Source organism: Rhizobium leucaenae USDA 9039 (genome assembly GCF_000426285.1).
Lineage (GTDB): Bacteria > Pseudomonadota > Alphaproteobacteria > Rhizobiales > Rhizobiaceae > Rhizobium > Rhizobium leucaenae.
The window spans coordinates 22,197-43,829 of the sequence record NZ_AUFB01000017.1 but is presented as its reverse complement, the minus strand read 5'-3'; the positions used below and the strand labels follow the sequence as shown (position 1 = coordinate 43,829).

Sequence of the window (21,633 nt, the reverse complement as noted above, 5' to 3'; positions counted from 1 at the left end):
CCTCCAAATCTGCTTGAAGCGAGGATCGACATCATCATGCCCATCCCGTCAGCTTCAGCACGAATGCAACGATAATGACCATGGCAAGCGACAGCGGCAGGAATACCTTCCAGCCAAGGCGCATGAGCTGGTCGTAGCGGTAGCGCGGCACGAATGCCTTGACCATCGCGAACATGAAGAAGACGAGGCACGACTTCAGCAGGAACCAGATGATGCCCGGGACCCAGTTGAGGATCCAGATATCGACCGGCGGCAACCAGCCACCGAGGAAAAGGATCGTGGTCAGCGAGCACATCAGAACGACGGCAGCATATTCGCCGAGCATGAACATCATGTAAGGCGAGGAGCCATATTCGACCATAAAGCCGGCGACCAGCTCCGATTCCGCTTCCGGAAGGTCGAATGGCGGACGGTTCGTTTCAGCGAGCGCCGAAATGAAGAACACGATGAACATCGGAAACAGCGACAGCCAGTGCCAGTCGAGGAACGAGTTAGGCAGTCCGAACTTGGTGCCGAGGCCGGTCTGCTGCGACATGACGATATCGGTCAGGTTCAGGGAGCCGACGCAGAGCAGCACGGTAACGATGACGAAACCGATCGAGACTTCATAGGACACCATCTGCGCGGCGGAACGCAGCGCGCCGAGGAACGGATACTTCGAGTTGGAAGCCCAGCCGCCCATGATGATACCGTACACTTCGAGCGACGAAATCGCCAGAATGTAGAGGATGCCGACATTGATATCGGCGATCACCCAGCCATGCGCCAATGGCACGACGGCCCAGGTGGAGAGCGCCAGGACCACTGAGACGAGCGGCGCTAAAAGGAAGACGGTCTTGTTGGCGCCGGCCGGAATGATCGGCTCCTTGACCATGAACTTCAGAAGGTCGGCGAAGGACTGGAACAGACCGAAGGGACCGACGACGTTCGGGCCACGGCGCAACTGAACCGCCGCCCAGATCTTGCGGTCGGCAAGAAGGATGTAGGCGATGAAGATCAGCAGGCAGACCAGGAGCAGCAGGGACTGACCGATGATAATCAGCGCCGGCCAAAGATAGGTCGAAACGAATGAATCCATAGTCCTCTGCCCTTACTCTGCCGCAGCCTGGAAATTGTTGCGGGCCAATGCCGAGCACTCGGCCATGACGGCCGAGGCACGCGCTATCGGGTTCGTCAAATAGAAGTCTTTGATCGGCGAAGCAAACCCGGATTTGCCCATCGCGCCGGCTTTTTTCGCAAGTGCGACAATTTGGGCGCTATCGGCTTCGGCGATCTCGTCGATGCCTGCGAAATGCGGGAACGCAGCATAGAGCTTGGAGCGCAATTCCCTCAGCGAATCAAAGGGAAGCTTCTTGCCGAGTACATCGGAAAGGGCGCGGATGACAGCCCAGTCCTCGCGGGCATCGCCCGGTGCGAAGCCGGCGCGGTTGCCCATCTGGACACGGCCCTCGGTATTGACCCAGGTGCCCGACTTTTCGGTGTAGGTGGCAGCCGGCAGAATGACGTCGGCATTGTGCGCGCCGTTGTCGCCGTGCGAGCCGATGTAGACGGTGAACTTCGCACCCTTGCGGGTGAAATCGAGTTCGTCAGCGCCCAGCAGGAAGAGGACGTCCATCGAGGACAGCATCGCTGCCGCGTTGACACCCTTTGCGCCCGGCACGAAGCCGAGATCCAGGCCGCCGACGCGGGAAGCTGCCGTATGCAGCACGGCAAAGCCGTTCCAGCCGTCCTTCACGACGCCAAAAGCGGCGGCGAGCTTGGCGGCGTTCGCCAGCACTTCGGCACCGTCTTCGCGAATGAGCGCGCCCTGGCCGATGATGATCATCGGCTTTTGCGCGTTCTTCAGAACGTCGGCGAAGGCGTGCGAACCGCTGACGACATCGGCCAGCGTATCCGGACCAGCGCCGAGATAGTCGTAGGAGTAACGCAGGTCGGCATGTTCGCCGATGACGCCGATCGGGAACTTGCCCCTACGCCAGCGCTTGCGGATGCGCGAGTTCAACACAGCCGCTTCGAAACGCGGCGTGGCGCCGATGATCAGCAACGCATCGGCAGCTTCGATACCCTCGATGGTCGGATTGAAGATGTAGCTGGCGCGGCCAAGCGACGGATCAAGCGCCGTCCCGTCCTGGCGACAATCGAGATTTTCCGATCCCAGCGACTTCAGCAGCTCGGAGAGCGCATACATTTCCTCGACGGACGCAAGATCGCCGGCGATCGCACCGATCTTGTCGCCGCTGGTGGCGGCGACCGCGGACTTGATGGCGGCGAAGGCATCGCTCCAAGTGGCAGCCTGCAGGCGGCCATCCTTGCGCACATAAGGCTTGTCCAGGCGCTGCGTCTTCAGGCCGTCCCAGATGAAGCGGGTCTTGTCGGAGATCCACTCTTCGTTGATCTGCTCGTTGACGCGCGGCAGAACGCGCATGACTTCGCGGCCGCGGGTGTCAACGCGGATGGCCGAGCCGAGCGCGTCCATGACGTCGATCGATTCGGTCTTGTTCAGTTCCCATGGACGGGCCGTGAAGGCGAAGGGCTTCGAGGTCAGCGCACCGACCGGGCAGAGATCAACGACATTGCCCTGCAACTCGGAGGTCATCGCCTGCTCGAGATAGGTGGTGATTTCGGCATCTTCACCGCGGCCGATGAGGCCGAGTTCGGAAATACCGGCGACTTCCGTCGTGAAGCGGACGCAGCGCGTGCAGTGGATGCAGCGGTTCATCACGGTCTTTACGAGCGGGCCGATATATTTGTCTTCGACGGCGCGCTTGTCTTCCTGATAGCGCGACGAGTCGATGCCGAAGGCCATCGCCTGGTCCTGCAGGTCGCATTCGCCGCCCTGGTCGCAGATCGGGCAATCCAGCGGGTGGTTGATCAGCAGGAATTCCATCACGCCTTCGCGGGCCTTCTTGACCATCGGCGTGTTGGTGAAGACTTCCGGAAGCTCGCCGTTCGGGCCGCCGCGAATATCGCGCACGCCCATGGCGCAAGAAGCCTGCGGCTTCGGCGGACCGCCCTTCACCTCAACGAGGCACATGCGGCAATTGCCCGCCACCGACAGTCGTTCATGGAAGCAGAAGCGCGGGACTTCGGCGCCGGCTTCCTCGCACGCCTGGATAAGCGTGTAGTGATCCGGAACTTCGATCTCTTTACCGTCAATCTTCAGTTTAGCCATCGTCCACTCAGTCCTATGTCACGTCTGCCGCCGAACCTGGCCGCAGACAATTTCATGATCGCAACGCCGTCTCGCCACCTGCACGGCATTTAAGCCGCATGGCACCGGTTTGCTCACAATCACCTTTGCCGAAACTTGCCCCCACAAGATCAGCATGCCGGCTGAAACATCGCAGGCCTCGCCCGCAACATGCCTACCGCCTCATTCATACTCTTCGGCCGCTTGGGCGCCCCCGAAGAAAACCTCAACTCCGGCCTTTCGGCAGGAGCCCTTTTGCCTGACCAACCCAATCGTCGCGCCTGATGCGGCCGTCGAAACCGAGTTCAGCATCGATCCGCTCGACATCCGTCTGGTTCCAAGCGGCGATATCGGCAAAGCGCAGAATGCCGCGTCCGTTCAAAACCTGTTCCAGCTTCGGACCGATACCCGAAATCCGCTTCAGATCATCCGTCTTCACGGCGGCCTTGCGGCTGCGCGCAGGCGCCTTTGCCGCGACCGGCTCGACAACGACGATCTTGGCCTTGGCGCGGGTTTGGGCAGGCGTCTTTACCGGCTCCGCCTTCGCCGCAACCGGCTTCGGCTCGACCTTCTTTACCTCAGCCGGCGCGGTCTTAACCGGCGTTGCTTCGACCGGCTTGGCAGCGGGCGATGCCTTCAGCGGCTTCGCTTCCCCTGCCCCGTCACTCTTTGCCGCCGGCTTCTCCTCGACAGCCGCATCGTTTTTGTCACCAAACGCGACAGCGAGCTTATTGGTCGCCTCGACCGCGCCCTGCAGCGCGCCGAAGAACGGGCCGGCCATCTGCGACGAGAAGCCGAACCCGATCGCGGTCGCGGCGGCAAATGCAGCCGCCGGATGCCCCATCAATGGGTGGATCGGCAAAACGGGCGAATTCCGCAGCATATCCGCTGCAATACGGCCGAGATCGGCCGATGCGTCGGCGGCTCTGCTGTTCTGCGTGGTATCCGTGGTCTTCGCCATCATCGTCCTTACTCGGCCGCTTCCAGCACCGCTCCATGACTCGTTGCATTGGCCGTATATTGGTCAATGCGCTTTTCAATTTCCGGGCGGAAGTTGCGGATGAGGCCCTGTACCGGCCACGCGGCGGCGTCGCCGAGCGCACAGATGGTATGGCCTTCGATCTGCTTCGTCACCTGGAACAGCATGTCGATTTCGCGCTTCTGCGCATTGCCGCGAGCCATGCGCTCCAGCACGCGCCACATCCAGCCGGTGCCTTCACGGCACGGCGTGCACTGGCCGCAGCTTTCATGCTTGAAGAAGGCCGAGATCCGGGCGATCGCCTTGATGATGTCGGTCGACTTGTCCATGACGATCGCAGCCGCCGTACCGAAGGACGACTTGACTTCGCGCAGACCGTCAAAATCCATCGGACAATCGATGATGTCGGCCGCCGGGACGACCGGGCACGACGCGCCGCCGGGGATAACGGCGAGCAGATTGTCCCAGCCGCCACGAATGCCGCCGCCGTGCTTCTCGACCAGTTCGCGGAAGGTAATGCCCATCGTTTCTTCGACCGTGCACGGACGATTGACGTGGCCGGAAAGCATGAACAGCTTGGTGCCGACATTGTTCGGGCGGCCGAAGGAGGAGAACCAGCCGGCACCGCGGCGCAGGATCGTCGGGGCAACGGCGATCGACTCGACATTGTTGACGGTGGTCGGGCAGCCGTAGAGACCCATGTTAGCCGGGAATGGCGGCTTCAGGCGCGGTTGGCCCTTCTTGCCTTCCAGGCTTTCGAGCAGCGCGGTTTCTTCGCCGCAGATATAGGCGCCGGCGCCATGATGAACAAAAACATCAAAATCCCAGCCGAGCTTGTTGTTTTTGCCGAGAAGTCCGGCATCGTAGCATTCGTCGATCGCGGCCTGCAGGGCTTCGCGCTCGCGCATGTATTCGCCGCGCACGTAGATATAGGCCGTATTCGCACCCATCGCGAAACCGGCAATGACGCAACCTTCGATCAGCGTATGCGGATCGTGACGCATGATGTCGCGGTCCTTGCAGGTGCCAGGCTCGGACTCGTCGGCATTGACGACGAGGTAATGCGGACGGCCGTCGCTTTCCTTCGGCATGAAGGACCACTTGAGGCCCGTCGGGAAGCCTGCGCCGCCACGGCCGCGCAGGCCCGATGCCTTCATCTCGTTGACGATCCAGTCCCGGCCCTTTTCGAGGATCTGCTTGGTGCCGTCCCAGTGGCCGCGGCTCATCGCGCCTTTCAGGGACTTGTCCTTGAGACCGTAGATATTGGTAAAGATGCGATCCTGATCCTGTAACATACCTTACCTCTTACTCAGCCTTGTCGCCGACAACCGTATTGTCTTTTTTGGCCGGAGCCGCCTTCGGGTGCTCGGTGGGCAGTGCGGTCTTGCCGTCGGCCGGGCTCTTCAGCGCCGGATTGGTCTCAGCATCGCTGCTGACGGGCTTGGCTGCCTCGGATGGCGGCAGAGCAACCGTTTCGGCGGCAGCCTTGGCGCCGGTCTTCTTTTTCGTCTTCGTTGCCGGCGAATCCAGAAGCGATGTCAAACCACCTTCCGGTGCGGAGAAAATGCGATCAATCTGCGGGCCGGTCGGGACTTCGCTGCCCTTGCCTGCGACAAATGCATCGATGATCTCTTCGAGACGTTCCGGCGTCAGATCCTCATAGGTATCCTTGCCGATAACGACCATCGGTGCGTTGACGCAGGCGCCCTGACATTCGACCTCTTCCCAGGAAAGCGTGCCTTCGGCATTCCGTTCCAGCGCGTAGTCGGCGATCTTGCTCTTGCAGACCTTCACCAGACCTTCGGCGCCGCGCAACATGCAAGGGGTCGTGCCGCAGACCTGAATATGGGCGCGGCTGCCGACCGGATGCAGTTGGAACTGCGTGTAGAAGGTGGCGACTTCGAGCGCCCGGATATAAGCCATATCAAGCATATCGGCGATCTTTTCGATGGCCGCCTTGGTGACCCAGCCGTCCTGCTCCTGCGCGCGCATCATCAAAGGGATGATCGCGGATTGCTGACGGCCCTCGGGATATTTCTTGATCGTCTTTTCAGCCCAGACCGCGTTCTCCTGGTTAAAGGCGAAAGCGGCAGGCTGGAATTGATCTTCGGCTAGTCGACGAACGGACATCTTTCACGCCTATCTCAGTTTAAGGACCCACACCGCGTATCCGTCAGAGACGAAAATTCGCAGGCATAGGCCGACTGGTCTTTCTGCATAAACACAACGAATTTGCCGCCGTTCGGCACGGCGGCCTTTATTTCATAGCCACGCGACACCAGATCGCCCATGGTCGATACCGCGCTCTGCGAAGCCGTATTTCCGCTCTTTGCAGTGTTCGAGCTTTTCGCATTCGAACCTTGCACGGAGATGCTGGGCAACGTCTGCGCCTTGCCGACCTGCTGAGCCGAAGCTCCGGAAGCAACGAGAAGCGCAGTAGCGATGACCGGCCAAAACTGCATCAGCGATCCACCTCACCGAACACGATGTCGAGCGAGCCGAGCACGGCCGCGACGTCGGCAAGCAGGTGGCCGCGGCACATGAAATCCATGGCCTGCAGATGCGCATAGCCCGGAGCGCGGATCTTGCAGCGATAGGGCTTGTTCGAACCGTCGGAGACGAGATAGACGCCGAACTCGCCCTTCGGCGCTTCGACGGCGGCATAAACCTCACCGGCCGGCACGTGGTAACCTTCGGTGTAGAGCTTGAAGTGGTGAATCAACGCTTCCATCGAACGCTTCATCTCACCACGCTTCGGCGGCACGACCTTGCCGTCGAGCGAAGAGACCGGACCGGTCTTGGCATCGCCGAGCAGGCGATTGATGCACTGCTTCATGATGCGGACGGACTGGCGCATCTCAATCATGCGGATCAGGTAACGGTCGTAGCAGTCGCCGTTCTTGCCGATCGGAATATCGAACTCGAGATCGGAATAGCATTCATAGGGCTGCGCGCGGCGCAGGTCCCAGGCAGCACCCGAGCCGCGGACCATAACGCCCGAGAAGCCCCAGGCCCAACAGTCTTCCAGCGACACGACGCCGATATCAACGTTACGCTGCTTGAAGATGCGGTTGCCGGTGAGCAGCTCGTCGATATCGTCGAGTGCCTTCAGGAAAGGATCACACCAGTCGCCAATGTCCTGCACCAGCTTTTCCGGCAGGTCCTGATGAACGCCGCCCGGACGGAAATAGGCGGCATGCATGCGCGAGCCGGAGGCGCGCTCATAGAAAACCATCAGCTTTTCGCGCTCTTCGAAGCCCCAGAGCGGCGGCGTCAGCGCACCGACGTCCATGGCCTGCGTCGTAACGTTCAGCAGATGCGAAAGGATACGGCCAATTTCGGAATAGAGGACTCGGATCAACTGACCACGGATCGGAATGTCGATGCCGAGCAGCTTTTCGACGGCCAGCGCATAGGCGTGTTCCTGATTCATCGGCGCCACGTAATCGAGGCGGTCGAAATAAGGAACGGCCTGCAGGTAGGTCTTCGTCTCGATCAGCTTTTCCGTGCCGCGATGCAGCAGGCCGATATGCGGATCGACGCGTTCCACAATTTCGCCGTCCAACTCGAGGACAAGACGCAAAACGCCGTGCGCAGCCGGATGCTGCGGACCGAAATTGATGTTGAAGTTGCGAACGTTGTGTTCTGTCATGGCGGCGATGCTCGCGTTTTCAGATATTCAGAGAATGGCAGGCTTCCGCCCGCCACACGCCATCAAATTATGCCTTCGCCTTCTCGTCACCCGGCAGCACGTAATCCGTGCCTTCCCATGGGGACAAGAAGTCAAAGTTACGGAATTCCTGCTTCAGCTCGACGGGTTCGTAGACGACGCGCTTGGCGGCGTCGTCATAGCGAACTTCGACGAAACCGGTTGTCGGAAAGTCCTTGCGCAGCGGATGGCCTTCGAAGCCGTAGTCGGTCAAAAGGCGGCGCAGATCCGGGTGACCGGTGAAGAGAACGCCGTACATGTCCCAGGTCTCGCGCTCGAACCAATCGGCGCCGGGATAGACGCTGCAGGCCGACGGAACAGGCTGATCTTCGGCGACCGGAACCTTGATGCGGATGCGCAGGTTCTTCTTCGGCGACAGCAGATGGTAGACGACATCGAAACGATCGGGACGCTGCGGCCAGTCCACGCCGCAAATATCGATCAAGTTGACGAAGCCGCAACGGGCATCATCACGCAGGAACGTCAGCAGCGGGACGATATTTGCAGCCGTCGTCGTCACGTTCAGCTCGCCGTACTTGATCTCGAACGACGAAATCAGCGCGCCGCGAACTTCGGTGAGATAGGTGGCGAGCTCGTTCAGGGCTTCACTCATATTGCTTGTCCCCTGCCTTACCGTTCGATCGTGCCGGTGCGCCGGATCTTCTTCTGCAGCAGAAGCACGCCATAAAGCAGCGCCTCGGCCGTGGGAGGACAGCCCGGTATATAGATGTCGATCGGCACGATGCGGTCGCAGCCGCGCACGACGGAATAGGAATAGTGATAGTAGCCGCCGCCGTTGGCGCAGGAACCCATCGAGATGACGTAACGCGGTTCCGGCATCTGGTCGTAGACCTTGCGCAGAGCCGGAGCCATCTTGTTGGTCAGCGTACCGGCGACGATCATGACGTCGGACTGACGCGGCGAGGCGCGCGGTGCGAAACCGAAGCGCTCGACGTCGTAGCGCGGCATGGAAACCTGCATCATTTCGACGGCGCAGCAGGCAAGACCGAAGGTCATCCACATCAGCGAGCCGGTGCGGGCCCAGTTGATCAGCTCGTCGGTCGAGGTGACGAGGAAACCCTTGTCGGCGAGTTCATTGTTGATCTCGCCAAAGAACGGATCGTTGCTGCCGACGGGCTTGCCGGTTGCGGGATCGATGATCCCCTTCGGCTGCGGCGCGACGAGCGTCGTGTTGCCTTGAGCTACTCCCATTCGAGCGCTCCCTTCTTCCATTCATAAATGAAGCCGATGGTCAGCACCGCCAGGAACACCATCATCGACCAGAACCCGAACCAGCCGATCGCACCGAAGGACACGGCCCAGGGGAAAAGGAAGGCGACTTCCAGGTCAAAGATGATAAAGAGAATCGACACGAGATAGAAGCGGATGTCGAACTTCATGCGGGCGTCGTCGAATGCGTTGAAGCCGCACTCGTAGGCCGACAGCTTTTCCGAATCAGGCGCCTTGAAGGCGACGGCAAACGGCGTAATCAACAACGCCAGGCCGATCACCACGGCAATACCAATGAAAATAGCTATCGGAATATAGGAACTGAGCAGTCCAGTCATCATGTCCATCCCTGCTTGCCATGTGCGCCGGGGCGGCGCCTCTGAGCAAATGCCCAAGCCAAGCGAAAGAGCGTTGCAACAGAGCCGTGGTTAGCGCAGCCGGAGCGCGGGCGCAAGCCTTTTGAATATGTCGTTTCAAGCACTACGGAACCGGACTTACCAACAGGCTGTAACGATATCGCGACAAATCCGCGCAAAGGCAAAACGGCTTTTTCGCAGTCGCAGCAAATTGGTGATTGATTGTAATGACTTGAAAGAAATGGCGCGAGTGACGGGGCTCGAACCCGCGACCTCCGGCGTGACAGGCCGGCACTCTAACCGACTGAGCTACACCCGCGCATCGTTTGACCTTTCGGTCACGCGAAAATCCGGCATTATGCTTTAAAATGGCGCGAGTGACGGGGCTCGAACCCGCGACCTCCGGCGTGACAGGCCGGCACTCTAACCGACTGAGCTACACCCGCACTTCATTTCAAGCATACCGGATGCTTTCGCATCCATCAAAGCGGCCTCGCCGTTCGATGAGCGGCTAACTACGGGGTTCGCGTTTGGGTGTCAAGCAGGTTTAAATACAAATCCATGACAGAGTACGAATTGTTTTCGCGGCCGCCATCGACACGTTTCGGCTCCATCGATTTGGCATGGCAGCTTCGCGCCTCACGCATTTCAAAAACGGCTCATAAGCCCGGCCTTGCCAAGCCCGCTTTGGCAGCAGGCGCACGGGGCCGATGTTCACTAACGATGTCGCGCAATCAAAAAAATCAAAAAATCTTCACAAACACTCTTGCGGTTTTTTGTCGTTCCGCATAGATCACGGCCACCGAACGCAGCGGTCCAATGCACCGCTTGCTGCAAGGGCGATTAGCTCAGTTGGTAGAGCGCCTCGTTTACACCGAGGATGTCGGGAGTTCAGGCCTTTCATCTCAATGCCATCCAGTCGATCTACATCAGCGGGCGGCTGCTATTGCGGAACTATGAGGAGTTTCTCGATAAGGGATTCAAAGCCATCGTTCTGCTCACGGACCCCTATTACGAATTGGCGCTGCGCATATTCCTGTTGAAACGAATGGCAAAGACGCAAATCTCCTTCTTTGGCGACCGCGACAAGATCATCCTGGCGCCGGCGGCCGAACACTTTGCTGACATCGATCTCGAAAGCGAGGCGTCGCTTAAATCGGCGCTCAAGAAAGCATCGGAGAATGTCAGAAACGTTCTGCTGTCCCCCGTTACCCGTCAACTGGTCGCCACCACTCCGGAGCAACTCGTCAAGCGCAGTGACGTCGCCGCGGCGATCGACCTGCTGTCACGGTTCACCATTGTCGGGCACGATGCGGATGGCCTTCATTTTCAGGACGCGATCGGTGAGCTACTCGGCATTTCCATCGGCGATCTTCCACTGCCTTCGCGGCATTCCGCTCTGGAAGACGTTGCGGCGAGATTGCGCTCGTTGCATATTGCCGAACTCATACTCGAAGAAGATTTGATTTTTGATCATTATGTGCGTGAGGCGATGAAACCCACCGCGCCGGAATTGCACAAAGCGAATGCAAGCCGACATGCCCAAAACAGCCACTGAAGAACCGGTCGATCAGCAATATCCGCGGGTAAAACCGGAACGGCATATCTTGCCGTCATTGTTTCGGCGAAGGATGCCAGAACGGCATCGGCATAATGATCTGGAAGATATCGAATATTTGCCGGCACCTGGCGCGCAGGAACCCGCACCCCAGGCCGGCGGCAAACCGCCGCTCCGGCTCCTCGGTTTTCTGTTGATCGTCATCGTGCCGTTTCTGGCAAGCTTGATCTACTACGTCTTCATTGCCTCGGATCAATATGTTGCCGAAGCCCGCTTCGCCGTCCGCGCGCTGTCCGGTACCAGTTCGGATGACAAGGGCGACGGCAGCGGCGGCTCCGAGGGTGGTGGCGCGGCAGGCCTTCTCAACATGCGTTCTGCGTCACAGGATGCTTATGTCGTCACAAGCTTCATTCACTCCACCGAAATTCTCAAACGGATCGGCGAGAAACTCGACTATCGGTCGATGTTTGCGCGGCAAGACGCGGATTTCCTGTCGCGATTCCGCTCCTCGCAATCCGATGAGGAATTTCTGACCTATTGGGAAAACCACGTCAGCGCGTATATCGACGTCTCTTCCGGCATCATCACTTTGAAGGTGCGCGCTTTCACGCCCGATGAGTCCGTAAAGCTCTCCGACGCCATCATTCAAGAGAGCGAAGCACTGATCAACGAGCTCTCGCAACGCGCCCGCAACGATATCGTGCAGAGCATGCGGGCGGATGTCGAGAAAAGCGGCAAGGCCTACAGCGACACCCTGGCGGCACTCAATCAGTTTCAACATCAATCCGGACTTCTTAGCCCGGTGGCGCAAGCCAAGGATAGCAGTGCCCTGCTGACGGGACTCCTCGCGCAGAAGCTCGAATTCGAAACGCGCCTCTTCGTGATGAAGCAGTCACATGCCGAGGGTTCTCCGACCTATCAGCAGCTCACGCTCGCCCTGCAAAGCCTTGAGGCTCAGATCGACAAGAAAAAGGCGGAGCTGACCGGACCTGAAAACGCCAGCCTTGCCAAAGCGCTGCTGGAATATTCAAAGCTCGACACAGACCGGATGATTGCGGAGAAGCTCTATGAGGCCTCCCAGAAGAATTACGACGCGGTGCTGGCGGAAGCGCTTCGAAAGACGCTTTATTTGGCCGTTTTCGTAAAGCCGGCGCTTCCGGACGAAGCCGAATTTCCTCACCGGATCACCACGCCGCTGATCATATTGCTTGGCTTGGCCGTTCTCTGGACAACCCTGTCGTTGATCTGGGCGTCGGTTGAGGATCATCAGATATAGGCGAAAGACGCGCGATGATCCGCTTCAAGAACGTATCGAAACACTTCAAGACGCAGAACAGCAAAAAGGTAATCCTGGATCGCGTAACCTGCGAATTCATGTCCGGCTATTCCTACGGACTGCTTGGCGTGAACGGCGCCGGAAAGTCCACGACCATGCGGATGATCGCCGGCACCATGCTGCCAAATTCAGGCAAGATCTCCAAGGACGTCCGGGTATCGTGGCCGCTGGGCCTTGCCAGCGGTTTCAACCCTTATATGACCGGCCGCGCGAATCTTCATTTTGTCGCCCGCGCCTATGGGGAGGATGTCAGACGCGTCTCCCGTTTTGTCGAAGAGTTCGCCGAACTTGGTGACTACATAAATGCGCCGGTGCGTACCTATTCTTCCGGCATGGCCGCCCGGCTGGCCTTCGGGCTTTCCATGGCGATAGAATTCGAATGCTATCTCGTCGACGAGGTTCTGGCCGTGGGCGATGCTCGCTTCCAGGAACGCTGTCGCGTCGCATTTGACAGCCGGCGAAAATATTCCGACATCATCATGATCTCGCACAGCATGAGCATGATCAAATCGCATTGCGACAAAGGAATGGTGCTCGTCGACGGCAGACTTATGTTTTTCGACCAGGTCGAACAGGCCATCGAAGCCTACTACAGATTGAACAGATAGATGCGACAGAGTGTCAACAAGGTCCCATATGGCTCACGATACCGGAAAGACATCTGAAACTGTTCAGCTCAGTGCGATCCAGCACAGCCGCGATGTTGCCGCAAAACTCTCGGTAACCGCGCGCAAGTTGCGCTTTTCGACATCGAAGCGAAGCCAGTTCTACAAAGCCGTTGGCTTGCGTCCCCGTCCGCTGGAGCAAATTCTCGGAAAGGCGATATTGGCCGTCACCCTGTTGTTTCTGGTTATTCCGAATGCCGCTTCGATCTATTACTTCACCCGTATGGCTTCGGATCAATATCAGTCCGAAACGCGCTTTACCGTCCGCTCGTCGACGCCGGCGCTCGGGAAAGACCAACTGGCCAAGGTAACCGGCCTGCCTTCGGCGCAAATCGTCCAGAATACACTGATCGTTACCAATTTCATTTCGAGCAAGGACATGGTGGCTGCTCTCCAGACCAAGGTCGACTTCCAAGCACTTTATGGAAATCCGGCCATCGATCCGTTGGCGAGGCTCAAGCAGGATGCGACATCGGAGAAGATGCTCGATTACTGGAAGGACATGGTCTCGGTCAAAATCGATGCCAACAGCGGTATCGTAACGGTCAAGGTCCGTGCTTTTTCGGCCGCCGATGCGCAGAAGATATTGCAGGGGGTCGTTGCCGCTTCCGAAGCCGTGGTCAACGACGTCAACAACCGCATTTGGCGCGATGTCATCACGACAGCCCAAACCAATTTGGACAATGCAAAGAATCAACTGCAGAAAGCGCGGGAGCAGCTTCAGCTTGCCCGCAACCAGACGGGCGTCCTGAGTGTCGAAGGATCCTCGGCAATTCTCACGGACCTGATAACCAGCGTTCAGAAAGACAAGATCAATCTTCAGCAGAAATACGATGCCTTGCTGGGGACGGTGGCGCCCAATGCGCCGCAGATGAAGGTTCTGAAGCGCGAGATCGACAGCAAGCAGAAGCAACTGGACGATCTGAACAGCCAGGTGGCCGGACAGAATAAATCCGAGCAGAACCTTGCCGACGTATCAGTCGACATGTCTCAGCGACAATTGGAACAAAACCTCGCCGAACAGCAATTCGCCACAGCCATGAGAACGCTGGAGCAAGTGCAGTTTGTCAGCAAACAACAGCTCCTTTATCTCGATACGTTTCTTGCGCCGGATCTGCCGGACGAAGCAGAATATCCCAAACGAGGGCTCTGGATCGGTGGCATTCTGGCCGCGACCTTGGCAATTTGGGGCATTGCTGTCGGTCTGCTGACAACCCTACGAAATCGCTTAGCGTGATCATGCTTCGTCCGTCACCCATGCAAAGTCTGCGCGACGTCATCTATGGATCGATACCCAGGCCGCAGCCTTCCGCAACGTCTGTTGACAGTATTCGCCCGCTCGCAAAACGATTGCTCATCCTGTCGCGATATCCCAATCCGAGCGTCAGCTACTATCTGGATGAGCGGATCAAAGCACTTGCCGATATTCCCGTCATCTTCAAGGGGCTCGATGACGGATTGGGCGACGTCGATTGCGAAGGGCTTTTTGTCATCATCTGCCGCTATATCAAGGAGCCGCAGCTACGCTGGCTGGAGCGCAGGCGTGAAAGTCTGGCGGGTGTAGCCTATTTCGTCGACGACGATATTCCCGCCATTATCGCCGGCGACGAGGCCCCTTGGCTCTATAAATTCAGGCTGATCAATTCCGCCATCCGGCCGCTTCCGCGCCTCAGCCGATTGCTCACCCACCTATGGGCATCGACGGAGCACCTGGCGGGGACATTGGCGAACTCGGCTCATAAGATCGACATCCTAGCGCCGATGCCGGCGAAATCGGCTTGGAAATCAGCCAAGAACGCCGACAAAACGACTGCACCGCTGAAGATGATCTATCATGCGACCGGTATTCACCGTCGTGAGCACGAGTTCCTGATGCCGATCGTCAGATCTGCCATGAACAAGCATGAGAATTTGCATTTCGAGGTCTTTGCCGACCGTAGCCTTGCCGATCAGTGGCGCCGTCAGCGTATCGAACCGGGGCGGATAACGATAAGCCCACAACTACCGTGGTCGTCGTATCTCGCGAGAACCACGGATCAGGGTGCCGACATTGCCTTGGTGCCGCTCCTTGCTGGACGAACCAACGACAGCCGCGCCGACACCAAGCGGATCGATATAAGCCGCATGGGCGCCGCCGCCATATTTTCCCGATGCACGACATTCGCACGCTGTGCCGTCGATGGAGAGCTTCACATCGGCAACAGGCCGCAGGAATGGCTGATGGCGATCGATCAGCTTGCGGAAGATGAAGCCCGCCGACTTGCCGCACGCGATGCGACACTACAATCCATAGAAAAAATGCGGCAGAGCGCGATGCTGGCATTTCCGGGCATACGTTTTGATGGGCTTGATGATATGGCTTGATAACCAGCCGTGGAGACGCTCGCCATTGCTGGGATTTGGATATTAAGAAATCAATGACACTCAAGATTTTACCTAACAACGATGTTCAACGCGAGATTCCCCCCGGCGCGGGCGCCAATTTGTGGAAATCCCTTGGCGACGATCCTGCTTTCGAAATCCGTTTTGCGCCCGTCAGAAAGAGGCTTGTCGTTGTTCACATTGCGGGGACCGACGAACCGATCGATCCGAAATTCTATGTCAATCGCGGTCGCGGTTTCCGGGAAAAGGATGCGGTCACGCTGTTGGCGGGACGTAGGTTCATTATTACGGCGGACGTGGGAGCGGTCGGTACGATCTGCTCGCTCCGCGCCGACCCGGCAAGTTTCCCGACCAGGTTCAGCTTCGATGTGGCGGCATTTTCCTCTGCAGAAGCGGCCGAGAAGCACATTTCAACCCTGCTCGACGCCCATGGGCAGTCTGAACGCGTCGATCTCGGCAAACTGGCACAATACTGGACGAAGTTTCCAAGGCTGCCCCTCGGAAAACGTTCGAAGAGCGCTGCGATACAATATGCGGAGACGAGCTATCGGCTTGCCGCCGATCTCGCGGCCTCCCCTGTCTCATCAACGGCGGGACTGTGGCTCAGCGTTGTCGTTCCGGTTTATAATGCTCCGGCGCGCTATCTCGCCGATCTCGTAAGATCGTTCGAAACACAAAACGAAGAGGGTACGGAGCTCATTCTGAGCGACGACGGATCGACCTTCCAGGAAACACGGCGATGGTTTGAGACGCAGGGCTCGAAAGACAATATCCGTTTCGTTCTAAACGACAAGAACGGCGGCATAGCGACTGCCACCAATGCCGGACTTTTACATGCGCGCGGCCTGTGGATCGCTTTTCTGGACCACGACGACGTAATCGCCCCTCATGCCTTCAAAGTCGTGCGACATGCGTTAGAGCAGAATGCCAATGCCAACTTCCTTTACACCGACGAACTGGTTGTCGACGACACGCTGAAGCCCACAGGGCTGATGTTGAAACCGGCCTATGACCCCGTTCTTCTGACGGGCGTCAACTACATCAACCATTTCTCCATCTACCGCCGCAGCCGGCTTCAGGAGATCGGCTATATCCGTACCGGATATGACGGATCGCAGGACTATGATCTGCTGCTGCGTTATCTGGAAGGACTGCCCGACAATACCATCCTTCACCTGCCCTACCCCGCCTATTGGTGGCGCCGCAACGGCCGCACATATTCGCGGAAATTCGTGGACGCCGCGACCGCCAATGCCAGGAAGGCGCTGGTCGAACGATTTGAGCGCCAACGGCAACCTGTCCGCATCGAGGGGGCGCTGACGGATACCTTGCACCGCGTGATATTCGAGCGTCGGGAGACGCCATGGCCGAAGATATCCATCATTATTCCCAGCAAGGATAGCTTCGACCTGATCTCCCGGGTGCTGAAGGATATCTTCGAGCGAACGGATTATCCCAATTTCGAAGTGCTTGTCATCGACAACGGCTCTTCGGACCAGGCCGTGTTGGATCTCTACGAGCATTATCGCGAAACGCGGCCAGCGTTTTCGGCCTCGATCACGCCCGAACCCTTCAACTTCTCCCGGTCGATCAATCGCGGCCTGCGCGCCGCCAAAGGTGAGCACTATCTGATCCTCAATAACGACGTCGAGATTATCGAGCCCGACTGGCTGAAGGAGATGGTGGCTTGTCTCGCCTATGAGGGGACCGGCATTGTCGGCGCCAAGCTTCTCTATCCGAACGACAAGATCCAGCATGCCGGCGTCATCGTCGGTTTCGGCGGATTGGCAGGGCATTGGTATATGAACAAGCCCAAGGATTTCGGCGGTCCGATGAATAGGCTGCATGTCCGCAATGCGGTGACCTGCGTGACGGGGGCGGTCATGCTGATTTCCGGCGGCTGCGCCGGAGCGATCGGCACGTTCGACGAGGAAAATTTCGCTGTCGCCTACAATGACGTCGACTATTGCCTGCGCGCCCACATGGCCGGCTTTCGCATCATATGGACGCCATTTGCCTGCCTCTATCACCATGAATCGCTTTCACGGGGATCGGACAAATCGGGAGAACGGAAAAAGCGATTTGAGCAGGAAAAGGACAATCTGCGCCGGCTGCACGCGACTCAGACCTTTGAGGACCGTGCGATCAATCCCGCATACAGCCGGGATAAATCGGACCCGAAGATCGTGATGCCAACGAAGCTGCGGATTCCATTGATGTGATATCTCGGCGGCTATCCCACCTCAAGGAACGCCGCGCTGCTTTATCCGCGATACTGCTCGTCGGTTACATATTCCATCCAGTCGGCGGCCTTGCCGTCCTGCATTTCCTGAATGGCGATATGCGTCAATGGAGTGTCCGGCCCGGCGCCGTGCCAATGCTTTTCGCCCGGTGCAAACCAGAGGACATCGCCGGTATTGATCTGCCGGATTTCGCCGCCCCAGCTTTGCGCAAGTCCTTTGCCGGAGGTCACCACCAATGTCTGGCCGAAGGGATGCGTGTGCCAGGCCGTGCGGGCGCCCGGATCGAAGCTGACATTGACCACTTGGACACGTGCCGGCGCCTGCGCCTGCATCAATGGTTCCTGGCGTACGCCGCCGGTGAAATATTCCGCCGGCGCATTGAAGGACGGGCGCGATCCGTTGGGCTTGATCTCCACGGCGTTTCTCCTGCTTCTGCCGGCGCAACGCTTGCCGCGCCTCATTCTCTGCCGTCAGCCTATGCCATTCGATGACATCATCCAAGCGACAACAGCGATGTCAGCGCTTTACAACTGGATCAGATCCAAGTCCGTGCCGATCTCCCGTTTGGCAATCTCGACGAGGCTTCTTTCATGAGTGAAGAGAATGGTCTGGAAACGCTCCGCCGTGCCGGCGAGCGCCTTCAGGCCAGCGCTGGCGCGGTCATCGTCGAACGTCTGGAAGATATCGTCGACGATCAACGGCGCGGGCTCGTTGCGGGACGAATAATCTTCGAGGAAGGCGAGCCGCAGCGCGAGATAAAGCTGATCGCCGGTACCCTCGCTCAAGCCATCGAGCGGCACTCGCTCGCCGCCTGAGCGTTCCGCCATCAGTTGCAGAGCATCCCTCTCGTCATGTTCCTCGACGAGGCGCGCAAAGCGCTGGCCGGTCAGCAATGAGAACAAGTCCCCTGCCCGCTTGATGACGGGATCAGCCTGCTGCTCGCGATAGGCCTCCATTGAGCTTGCCAGCATCCGTGCCGCGAGTTTCAGCACTACCCATTGCCGCGCCAGCTCCTTGGCCTCCTGTTCGGCGGAGAGCTTTTCGAACACGGCGTGTTCGGCGCTGGCACCGGTCTCCAGCGCGCGCCGCTGGCGCTGGTTTTCCGATAAACGCGCCATCAGTTCGCCATGCGCGGTGAATTGCCGGAGATCTTCGGCGGTTAAGCGTTCGATCTCCAGTTCCGCGGCGACTCGCTCGAAGCCGGCAAGCTGGGCCCGGGTTTCTCTCTCGCCGTCGCCGTCTGCCTGCTGACGGAAACGGTCGCGGCTTTCCATCAGCCTCGTGTTCAGCCGGGCACGGTCGCGCAGGCGCGACAGCAATGCCGGCAGATCGCCATTCTCTGGCAAATCGGCGGTCAGACTTGCAAGATCCGCCATCACCGTCGCAAGCGCATCACCGCAGCGGATGGTCTGCGCCTCGGCGCGCCGGCGCTCCTCGTCGAGCTGATCGCGCTTCTTCTGTTCACCGCGCGCCGCATTGGCGCGAGCGTGCAACGCTTCGGCTGCGGCGTCCGGCGGCAGGTGATCGAGTTCGTAGCCGGCAGTCGCAGCAAGTGTCGCGAGCCGCCGCTCGAAATCGGCCATGTCGCGACGCATGCCACTGACACGGCGCTGACGGTTGTCACGTTCCGTCAAGACATCCGGCAGCTCCGTCCATGCCCTCAGGGCAGCGGCAGCCATCTCCAGCGTCGCATCGGCGGGGAGACCAAACGGCAGGACGGATTTGGCGAACGCGTCACGCCAACCGACCTGCCGCCGCTCGATATCTTGGCTCTGCTCAGCAAGTCGCGTCAGCCGGTCACGTGCCGAGGCGACCTCGCCTTCGCGCGTCCGGCTTTCGTTCCAGCGCTCCGAGAGCAGGCGAAGATGTTTTCGCAACCCTTCCGCCATGGCGCCTGGCGGCAGCCGGCCGCTTTTATAGCCGGTGGCGTCGGCGATATCTTTCAGTGCCGGAGCAACACGCGCTTCGGCGAGAGCAGCTTCATCCCGCTCGTCCACCAGATCGTGCAGGGCTCGCCGCTCCCGCAACAGCCCTTCGACCGCGCGCCGCCATTCCAGCATGGCAGCCGGATCGAGCGCTCCGACGCCGCAGGGCTCGAAAAGCGCCGCAAAGGCGGCGAGCGCCTTGGCCGATGTTTCTTCATGCTGTTGCAATCGCCTTGCGGCGGCTTCGCGTTCCTGCCGCAGCTGTGCGTGACGCGACAGGTTGTCCGCATGGCGCGAAACCTGGTCTGCATCGCTCAGCGCCGCATCAGCCAGGCGATCCGCCTCTGCAAGGTTCGCCTTGAAACTGGTGATCGATTTGCCCTCAGGAACCCGGCCGTCCGTAAATCCATCGCAGATCGAGTGCCATAGGACATCACGAGCGTTCCGCGCATTGGCGATCTGTTCATGCGTGACGATTGGACCTCTACGCTCGGCATCCTCCAGCGCTCGCTCGATCTCGGCCAACTGCTCATCGTAGACGCGCACCTTGTCGGATGCCTCGCGCAGACTGCCGCGGGCGGTGTCGATGATCTCGCGATGGGTAGCGATCTCAGTGGGGTCCGGCAGCGGCGCGGTGAATAGCGCCTCGACATCGGCAACCGGAGGACGCAGGCGAGCAGCGGCTTCGCAGAGGTTCGTCTCGGCACGGCGGATCTGTGTCTCCAACGCATCGAGACGGGCAAGAGCGGCCAAATCACCGACCAGTGACTCCAGTTGGTCAATATGAGGCCGGGGGTCGACCAAACGGCCCGCAGAGCCGTCCTTCTCCAGCGCCGTGAGCTGCCCGCGCTCGCTATCCAATTGCTCTGCGATTGCCTGGGCCAGGAGCAACGACCGCCTGCCCTCTTCCACCAGTTCGGAGAGGCGCGCGCAGTCGGCATCGCTTGGCTGTTGCTTTTCCAATTGCGCAACATCGGAAAAACCGAGGCGGCGGGCAAGCTGTGCAAGCTCCGCGTCATAGCTGGCCAATTCCTGATCGACGCGCGGCAGATCCTGGCGCTGGCTGCGATAGTTGCCGGTATCGCCAAAGAGCTGCGTAATGTCGCTCGATAGCTGCAGCAGAGTTTCGTCTATCTCGATCGACGACAGCTCTTCAACGGTACGCGCGGCCAGTTGCTGGGCACGGCGCAGCTCGTCTTCGGCGGCGCGCTTGTCGTTCAGGCTCTGCTCCAGCCTATCCGCAAAACTATCCGGTGTCGCCGAGAGATCGGCGAGGCGGTCAAGAGCCGCGATCTCGCCATCGATCTCGGCGAGCAGCGGCTGCAACGTCTTCAATCTCTGCAGCCGGTCGAGCGCCTGCCGCGTCTCGCGGCGTTGCTCCTGCAGGCGCTCCAGTTCGGTTTCCAGTTCCAGAGCTTCCGCCAGCAGTTTCTTCCAGTCGCCGGATTTGAGCTCATTGTCACGTTCCGCCCTGCGGGCTTCGTCATGGCGGTCCAGCGCCCGGTAGAAACCGCGATCCTTCGAACGACGCGGCGCATAGATGCCATCAGCCTCGCCTTCCAGCGCCTGCCGCAGCCGCGAGAGGCCCGTGAGGCCGGAAGCGGCGGAAAACAACAGGCTGCCGATCTCGCCGCCGGTGCGCAGCATCTCAGTCGCGCCTTGCCGCAACCGAAGAGAATCGAGGCCGAAAGCACGCTCGAAGACGTCGCGGCTCAAATTGCCGAGGAACGGCGCCAAGGCATCTTCCGCAAGCGGCGCCTCCTTGTCGTCGGGAGCGAGCAGCGTGTTCTTGCGCCCGCGGCGGCGGCGGAAGGCGAGCGTCGCGCCGTCCCGCGTGCGGATCGCCGCGCCAACACGCAGGCTCGTCGGCTCATGCAGGAAGCTTTGTTCGGCCGCAACAGGAAAGCCGAACAGCAGATCGGAAATGGCGCTGAGCGCCGACGATTTGCCCGCCTCGTTCGGCCCATAAATGACGTGCAGCTTCGCGCCGGCGCGAAAATCGAGCGTGCGCTCCGTCAGCGCGCCGTAGCGGAGAATGTCAAGCCGATCGAAGCGCATGG

17 protein-coding genes, 3 tRNA genes and 1 pseudogene are annotated in these 21,633 nt (G+C 59.4%); 7 read left to right on the top strand and 14 right to left on the bottom strand.

What is annotated here, in order from left to right:
- Nucleotides 1-34: 34 nt before the first annotated feature.
- The 12 genes and pseudogenes from nuoH to K290_RS0122810 form a co-directional block, all read right to left on the bottom strand.
- Nucleotides 35-1,078 carry an NADH-quinone oxidoreductase subunit NuoH gene (nuoH, locus tag K290_RS0122865; protein WP_028754012.1) on the bottom strand — a complete coding sequence of 348 codons (1,044 nt, stop codon included), beginning with the start codon at nt 1,076-1,078 and terminating at the stop codon, nt 35-37.
- A 12-nt stretch (nt 1,079-1,090) separates the two neighbouring features.
- A complete protein-coding gene (gene nuoG, locus K290_RS0122860) occupies nt 1,091-3,172 on the bottom strand; it encodes an NADH-quinone oxidoreductase subunit NuoG (protein ID WP_028754011.1) in 2,082 nt (693 codons plus the stop codon).
- 244 nt (nt 3,173-3,416) lie between these two features.
- Complete coding sequence (locus tag K290_RS0122855; protein ID WP_028754010.1) at nt 3,417-4,154, bottom strand: NADH-quinone oxidoreductase subunit E; 738 nt, start codon at nt 4,152-4,154, stop codon at nt 3,417-3,419.
- Nucleotides 4,155-4,159: 5 nt separating this feature from the next.
- Nucleotides 4,160-5,464, bottom strand: coding sequence for an NADH-quinone oxidoreductase subunit NuoF (nuoF, locus tag K290_RS0122850; protein ID WP_028754009.1), 1,305 nt, complete (start codon nt 5,462-5,464; stop codon nt 4,160-4,162).
- Between the two features lie 55 nt (nt 5,465-5,519).
- Nucleotides 5,520-6,299 (bottom strand): annotated as a pseudogene (gene nuoE, locus K290_RS34775) (NADH-quinone oxidoreductase subunit NuoE); the annotation flags it as partial.
- 14 nt (nt 6,300-6,313) lie between these two features.
- Nucleotides 6,314-6,631 carry a hypothetical protein gene (locus K290_RS0122840; RefSeq protein ID WP_028754008.1) on the bottom strand — a complete coding sequence of 106 codons (318 nt, stop codon included), beginning with the start codon at nt 6,629-6,631 and terminating at the stop codon, nt 6,314-6,316.
- On the bottom strand, nt 6,631-7,821 hold the full coding sequence (locus tag K290_RS0122835; protein ID WP_028754007.1) for an NADH-quinone oxidoreductase subunit D: 1,191 nt from the start codon (nt 7,819-7,821) through the stop codon (nt 6,631-6,633). Before K290_RS0122835 ends, K290_RS0122840 begins: the two co-directional genes overlap by 1 nt.
- A gap of 67 nt (nt 7,822-7,888) precedes the next feature.
- A complete protein-coding gene (locus K290_RS0122830) occupies nt 7,889-8,491 on the bottom strand; it encodes an NADH-quinone oxidoreductase subunit C (RefSeq protein ID WP_028754006.1) in 603 nt (200 codons plus the stop codon).
- A gap of 17 nt (nt 8,492-8,508) precedes the next feature.
- Complete coding sequence (locus K290_RS0122825) at nt 8,509-9,090, bottom strand: NuoB/complex I 20 kDa subunit family protein (protein WP_028754005.1); 582 nt, start codon at nt 9,088-9,090, stop codon at nt 8,509-8,511.
- Complete coding sequence (locus K290_RS0122820) at nt 9,081-9,446, bottom strand: NADH-quinone oxidoreductase subunit A (RefSeq protein WP_028754004.1); 366 nt, start codon at nt 9,444-9,446, stop codon at nt 9,081-9,083. The genes K290_RS0122825 and K290_RS0122820 overlap by 10 nt, the downstream gene beginning before the upstream one ends.
- 260 nt (nt 9,447-9,706) lie before the next feature.
- Nucleotides 9,707-9,783 (bottom strand) — tRNA-Asp (locus K290_RS0122815).
- A gap of 50 nt (nt 9,784-9,833) precedes the next feature.
- Nucleotides 9,834-9,910 (bottom strand) — tRNA-Asp (locus tag K290_RS0122810).
- Between the two features lie 396 nt (nt 9,911-10,306).
- Between K290_RS0122810 and K290_RS0122805 the strand changes: the two genes are divergently transcribed.
- The 7 genes from K290_RS0122805 (at nt 10,307) to K290_RS0122775 (ending at nt 17,627) form a co-directional block, all read left to right on the top strand.
- Nucleotides 10,307-10,378: transfer RNA gene (locus tag K290_RS0122805), tRNA-Val, on the top strand.
- Nucleotides 10,345-11,022: a hypothetical protein gene (locus K290_RS36455; protein ID WP_245276623.1), complete on the top strand. Its 678-nt coding sequence runs from the start codon at nt 10,345-10,347 to the stop codon at nt 11,020-11,022. Before K290_RS0122805 ends, K290_RS36455 begins: the two co-directional genes overlap by 34 nt.
- On the top strand, nt 11,003-12,298 hold the full coding sequence (locus K290_RS0122795) for a KpsE/RkpR family capsule polysaccharide export protein (protein WP_028754002.1): 1,296 nt from the start codon (nt 11,003-11,005) through the stop codon (nt 12,296-12,298). The genes K290_RS36455 and K290_RS0122795 overlap by 20 nt, the downstream gene beginning before the upstream one ends.
- Before the next feature lie 14 nt (nt 12,299-12,312).
- The gene (locus K290_RS0122790) at nt 12,313-12,966 is read left to right on the top strand and encodes an ABC transporter ATP-binding protein (RefSeq protein ID WP_028754001.1); all 654 of its coding nucleotides are present in this window, start codon (nt 12,313-12,315) and stop codon (nt 12,964-12,966) included.
- Nucleotides 12,967-12,994: 28 nt separating this feature from the next.
- Entirely contained in the window at nt 12,995-14,260 is a 1,266-nt protein-coding gene (locus K290_RS0122785) for a KpsE/RkpR family capsule polysaccharide export protein (protein WP_028754000.1), read from the top strand.
- A 2-nt stretch (nt 14,261-14,262) separates the two neighbouring features.
- A complete protein-coding gene (locus tag K290_RS0122780) occupies nt 14,263-15,387 on the top strand; it encodes a hypothetical protein (RefSeq protein ID WP_245276628.1) in 1,125 nt (374 codons plus the stop codon).
- Nucleotides 15,388-15,440: 53 nt separating this feature from the next.
- On the top strand, nt 15,441-17,627 hold the full coding sequence (locus K290_RS0122775) for a glycosyltransferase family 2 protein (RefSeq protein ID WP_028753998.1): 2,187 nt from the start codon (nt 15,441-15,443) through the stop codon (nt 17,625-17,627).
- 41 nt (nt 17,628-17,668) lie between these two features.
- On the opposite strand, the gene K290_RS0122770 is transcribed toward K290_RS0122775, so the two are convergent.
- Both K290_RS0122770 and K290_RS0122765 read right to left on the bottom strand, forming a co-directional pair.
- On the bottom strand, nt 17,669-18,064 hold the full coding sequence (locus tag K290_RS0122770; RefSeq protein WP_028753997.1) for a (R)-mandelonitrile lyase: 396 nt from the start codon (nt 18,062-18,064) through the stop codon (nt 17,669-17,671).
- 108 nt (nt 18,065-18,172) lie between these two features.
- Nucleotides 18,173-21,631, bottom strand: a complete 3,459-nt coding sequence (locus tag K290_RS0122765) for an ATP-binding protein (protein WP_028753996.1) — start codon at nt 21,629-21,631, stop codon at nt 18,173-18,175.
- Nucleotides 21,632-21,633 lie beyond the last annotated feature (2 nt).

Bases quoted from the DNA above. Each gene is read 5' to 3' on its own strand.
- K290_RS0122775 (WP_028753998.1), top strand. From the start codon at position 15,441: ATGACACTCAAGATTTTACCTAACAACGATGTTCAACGCGAGATTCCC.
- K290_RS0122785 (WP_028754000.1), top strand. From the start codon at position 12,995: ATGGCTCACGATACCGGAAAGACATCTGAAACTGTTCAGCTCAGTGCG.
- K290_RS0122790 (WP_028754001.1), top strand. From the start codon at position 12,313: ATGATCCGCTTCAAGAACGTATCGAAACACTTCAAGACGCAGAACAGC.
- K290_RS0122830 (WP_028754006.1), bottom strand. From the start codon at position 8,491: ATGAGTGAAGCCCTGAACGAGCTCGCCACCTATCTCACCGAAGTTCGC.
- K290_RS0122855 (WP_028754010.1), bottom strand. From the start codon at position 4,154: ATGATGGCGAAGACCACGGATACCACGCAGAACAGCAGAGCCGCCGAC.
- K290_RS0122840 (WP_028754008.1), bottom strand. From the start codon at position 6,631: ATGCAGTTTTGGCCGGTCATCGCTACTGCGCTTCTCGTTGCTTCCGGA.
- K290_RS36455 (WP_245276623.1), top strand. From the start codon at position 10,345: ATGTCGGGAGTTCAGGCCTTTCATCTCAATGCCATCCAGTCGATCTAC.
- nuoG (WP_028754011.1), bottom strand. From the start codon at position 3,172: ATGGCTAAACTGAAGATTGACGGTAAAGAGATCGAAGTTCCGGATCAC.
- K290_RS0122825 (WP_028754005.1), bottom strand. From the start codon at position 9,090: ATGGGAGTAGCTCAAGGCAACACGACGCTCGTCGCGCCGCAGCCGAAG.
- nuoF (WP_028754009.1), bottom strand. From the start codon at position 5,464: ATGTTACAGGATCAGGATCGCATCTTTACCAATATCTACGGTCTCAAG.
- K290_RS0122835 (WP_028754007.1), bottom strand. From the start codon at position 7,821: ATGACAGAACACAACGTTCGCAACTTCAACATCAATTTCGGTCCGCAG.
- K290_RS0122820 (WP_028754004.1), bottom strand. From the start codon at position 9,446: ATGACTGGACTGCTCAGTTCCTATATTCCGATAGCTATTTTCATTGGT.
- nuoH (WP_028754012.1), bottom strand. From the start codon at position 1,078: ATGGATTCATTCGTTTCGACCTATCTTTGGCCGGCGCTGATTATCATC.
- K290_RS0122765 (WP_028753996.1), bottom strand. From the start codon at position 21,631: ATGCGCTTCGATCGGCTTGACATTCTCCGCTACGGCGCGCTGACGGAG.
- K290_RS0122795 (WP_028754002.1), top strand. From the start codon at position 11,003: ATGCCCAAAACAGCCACTGAAGAACCGGTCGATCAGCAATATCCGCGG.
- K290_RS0122780 (WP_245276628.1), top strand. From the start codon at position 14,263: ATGCTTCGTCCGTCACCCATGCAAAGTCTGCGCGACGTCATCTATGGA.